Source organism: Kitasatospora sp. NPDC057512, assembly GCF_042802135.1.
In the GTDB taxonomy this organism is placed as follows: domain Bacteria; phylum Actinomycetota; class Actinomycetes; order Streptomycetales; family Streptomycetaceae; genus Kitasatospora.
The window spans coordinates 1-3,943 of record NZ_JBHVET010000758.1; the positions used below are offsets into that span (position 1 = coordinate 1).

Here is a 3,943-nt window from a genome sequence, read left to right on the forward strand (position 1 = left end):
GGCCCAGCGCGTCCGCCTGGTCGGCGTCCGCCGGCTCCGGCACGACCTCGGCCTCGGCGGCTTCCTTCCGGCCCACCAGGCAGACCACCGCGCAGCCGGCGGCCACCACCGCGTCGACGTACCAGTTCGCGCCCGGCACCCCGGCGGAGCGCGACATGTCGAACAGCACACCGGCGAGCACCGAGCCGGCCATGTTCCCGGCGCTGCGGAAGAAGTGCATCGCCCCCATCGCCTTGGCGAGTTGGCGCTCGGGGACCTTGCGGGCGATCCACATGTCGAAGGACGGCACGAAGAGGATCTCGCCCAGCACCACGGTCAGCGCCCCGACCACCACCCAGGCCGCGCCGCGCCCCGCGCCGAGGGCGGTGAACGCCACCGTCATGCCGGTGAGGCCGATCGCCATCACCACGGCCGGGCTGAACCGGCCGATCAGGAACTTGAACACCGGGTACTGGAGCACCAGGATGCTCAGCCCGGTGATCCAGAACGGCGAGGAGGGCGCCCACTGCGGCACGTACCGCTCCATGTGCAGCGGGATGCCGACGATGAAGCCGATCGACAGGAACCAGAACACCGCCGACAGCAGGAAGTAGCGGGTGGCGCCCCGGATGTCGATGCCCTTGAACACCGCGGTGGAGAACAGCGGCTTGCGGGCCGCCGCCCCGGCCCCGGGCTCCACCGGCGCCGGGGGCTGGAAGCCGTCCCGGGGGATGAAGGACGAGGCCGCCAGGCAGAACGCGAGGAAGATCGCGAACACCACCGAGAACAGGGTGCGCAGCTCGACGTCGGCGAGCACGGCGCCCAGCATGGCGCCGCCGAACACGCCCACCTGGCCGGCCATCTGGAAGGTCGAGAAGGCCTTGGGGCGCTCGTCGTCGGGGTAGGAGGCGAGGACGTTCTTCAGGCCGGGGAAGGAGGTGCCGGAGCCGAAGCCGATGAAGAAGGCGAGCACGGCGTAGACCAGCACCCCGGTGCCGAAGCCCATCAGGCCCAGCGCCACCGCCTCCAGGGCGGTACCGAGGAAGACCGCACCGCGGATGCCGATGCGCAGCGCCACGCCCTCGTAGAAGAAGGTGGCGAGCAGCCGCCCGACGTACGTCATGGCCATCACGACGCCGGCCCAGAAGCCGCTGTCCACCCCGCCGAGCGAGGCCACCAGCACGGGGAACCAGATGTAGCTGCCGGTGTTGGCGAGCAGGATGCCGGCGTTGACGCCGATCAGCGCCCGCTTGCGGTCGACGGTCACAGGGCCGCCCCCTCCTTCGTGTCGTGCGTCGTCGTGCCGTCCGCCGCGGCGGCGCGGAGCCCGGCGATGGCCCGGGCGACCGCCTGGCGGTCGATCGGCGTCCCGCGCACGACGGTGGCGGTGGGCAGCGCGGAGAGCGGCCGGCCCGGTGCGTGCAGGTTGTAGGTGGCCGGCGCCCCGACGCTGATCGGGTGGGCGGCGCCGGACTCGCCGCGCAGCTCGTCGAAGTAGCGCCGGCCGCCGACGGTGGCCTGGTGGCGCAGCGCCCCGGCGAGCGAGGGGTCGTCCCCGCGCAGCAGGTCGAGCTCGCCGAGGAGGGAGTAGCCGTGGTACGCACCGGTGTTGCCCGAGTCGGTGCCGACCAGCAGGTTGCCCTCGCGCAGCGCGGCCAGCGCGTTGCGGCGCATGTCGCCCAGCGCGCCGGTGCGGGTCTCCTGCAGGCCGTAGGTGATCCCGTACGGCTGCTCCAGTCCGCGGACGGCGTCCAGGTTGCGGACGTCCTGGGTCTCGGCGAAGCCCTCCCGGCCGTACGCGGCGAGGAAGTCGTCGGCCGTCATGATCATCGGGCGCAGCCCGGAGAGGGTGGAGACGAACCGGGCGCCGGCCAGGTCCTTCCACTCGGCGTCGCCGAGGGTGCGGTCGCGGACCGTGTGGGCGAAGAGCCGGAAGCCGCAGTCGTAGGCCCAGCGGGTCTCCTCCAGCGTGTTGCAGTCGATCACCGCGGTGATGCCGCGCTCGGCGGCGATCCGGGCGGTGAACCGCAGCACCCGCTCCGACAGCCGGGAGAAGCGCACCTTGGAGCCCGGCTGCTCGGTGCCGTCGGTGAACATGACCTTGAGGAAGGTCGCGCCGCGCTCGGCGTTGTTGCGCAGCGCCTGGTCGAGGTCGGCCTCGACCGCGAGCATGTACACCGGGGTCGGGAACTCCACGCCGTGGCCGGACAGGCCCGCCGCGTTGGTCATCGCCGTCACCGCGTAGCCGCAGTGGACCAGTTCGGGGTACGGCAGGTCCGACGCGGCCCGGCCGGCCTCCCAGGCGTCGGCCACCATCGGGTAGCCGAACATGTCCACCACGTGGGTGACACCGTGGTAGAGGTACTGGAGGGCGATGATCCGCGGGTCCTCGGCGGTGTCGTCGAAGTTGGCGGGCAGGGCGATGTGGGCGTGGGTCTCGGTGTAGCCGGGCCACAGCTCCGGCTCGTCGCCGCGGCGGGTGCCCGAGGGCTCGATCCGGGTGAAGACCCCGTCCTCGACGGTCACGTCGAACAGCGCCTCGGCGTCCAGGGCGGGGACGGCCACGCCCGACAGTACGGCGGGCCGCCGCTGCTCGGGGGTGGCCGCGCTCACCGGGCCACCTCGACCGACAGGCGCAGGTCGATGCGGTCCAGGCCGTCGTGGCAGCGCTTGGCGGCCTCGTCCCGGTCGCCGCCGGTGAAGATGATGTGGCCGATCCAGTCGAAGTTGCTGCGGGACAGCCGGTTCACGGCCGTGCCGGGCTTCTTGTAGCCGAGGGCGCTGTGGAAGCCGGGCAGGTCGGTGAGGGCGTCGAAGCCGATCGCCTCGACCGTCCCGGCGACCGGGGAGCCGAACCAGTGGCCGCTGGCCGTGGTCTCGCGGGGGAAGGCCAGCTCGGGCCGCTCGCCGAGGGCCAGCCGGATGACCTCCAGGTACGGGTCCACGCCGGAGGTGATCTCCATCAGGGTCGGCACGATCCCGCCGGCCAGGCGGCCGTTGACCTCGCACAGCACCGGGCCGTCCGGGCCCAGCAGCCACTCGGTGTGGATGAAGCCGAAGTCCACGCCGAGCCCGTTCAGCACGGCGGTGGTGGCGGCGAACAGCTCCTCCTGGAGCGGGTGACCGCTGAAGTAGGTGAGGCCCATCTCGATGAAGTACGGGAAGCCGCTGAGCGAGCGGTCGGTCAGGCCGAGGTTGACCACCTCTCCCCCGGCGAGCACGCAGGACTCGACGGAGATCAGCTCGCCGGTGACGAACTCCTCGATGACGATCTCCGGGATGCGCACGACGCCGCGCCCGTAGTCGGCGACCTGGGCCAGCTCGGCGAGGTACTCGCGCAGGTCCTCCTCGTCCTTGAGGTGCAGGACGTGGAGGCTGGCGGTGCCGTCGGAGGGCTTGGCCACGCAGGGGAAGCCGACCTCGCGGACGGCGGCCTCCACCTCGGCCGGGTCGGTGGCCACCGCGAAGCGCGGCTGGCGGACGCCGGTGCCGGCCAGGGTGGTGCGGGTGAGGTGCTTGTGCCGGGCGTTGCGGGCGCCCTCGACGCTCATGCCGGGCAGGCCGAGCGCCTCGGCGACGGCGGCGGTGTGCACGGTGTGGTACTCGCTGTACGTGGTGACGCCGTGGATCGGCTTGGCCTCGTGCAGCCGCCGCGCCAGGTCGGTCAGCTCGTCGAGGGAGAAGGCCTGCTCGCTCTTGACGACCTGGCAGTTCGGGTGGGCGTAGGCGGCCTCGGTCAGCGGCGAGACGCTGAGGTAGAAGTCGGGGTCGACCGAGACCAGGGTGACGTCGTGGCCCAGTTCCAGGGCGTTCGCGATACCGGCGATCCCGTTCGGGTTGCACTCGATCATGAGGATGTGCATGGCTGTGCTCCTTTTCGGACTGTGGCGGATCAGGGGATGACGGGGGGCCGGGGCTCGGCGGACGCGGGCCCCGGCGGCGGTCAGCGGACGCAGGCTCCGGC

Annotated in this window: 3 protein-coding genes; all 3 read right to left on the reverse strand. The window is 72.3% G+C overall.

Annotated features, from left to right (window positions below; genetic code table 11):
* On the reverse strand, positions 1–1,246 hold a 1,246-nt coding region (locus tag ACFU6K_RS33255; protein WP_380669422.1), incomplete at its 3' end, for an MFS transporter.
* On the reverse strand, positions 1,243–2,592 hold the full coding sequence (locus ACFU6K_RS33260) for a hydrolase (protein ID WP_380669424.1): 1,350 nt from the start codon (positions 2,590–2,592) through the stop codon (positions 1,243–1,245). The genes ACFU6K_RS33260 and ACFU6K_RS33255, both read right to left, overlap by 4 nt.
* Positions 2,589–3,842 carry an ATP-grasp domain-containing protein gene (locus ACFU6K_RS33265; protein ID WP_380669426.1) on the reverse strand — a complete coding sequence of 418 codons (1,254 nt, stop codon included), beginning with the start codon at positions 3,840–3,842 and terminating at the stop codon, positions 2,589–2,591. The genes ACFU6K_RS33260 and ACFU6K_RS33265 overlap by 4 nt, the downstream gene beginning before the upstream one ends.
* Positions 3,843–3,943 lie beyond the last annotated feature (101 nt).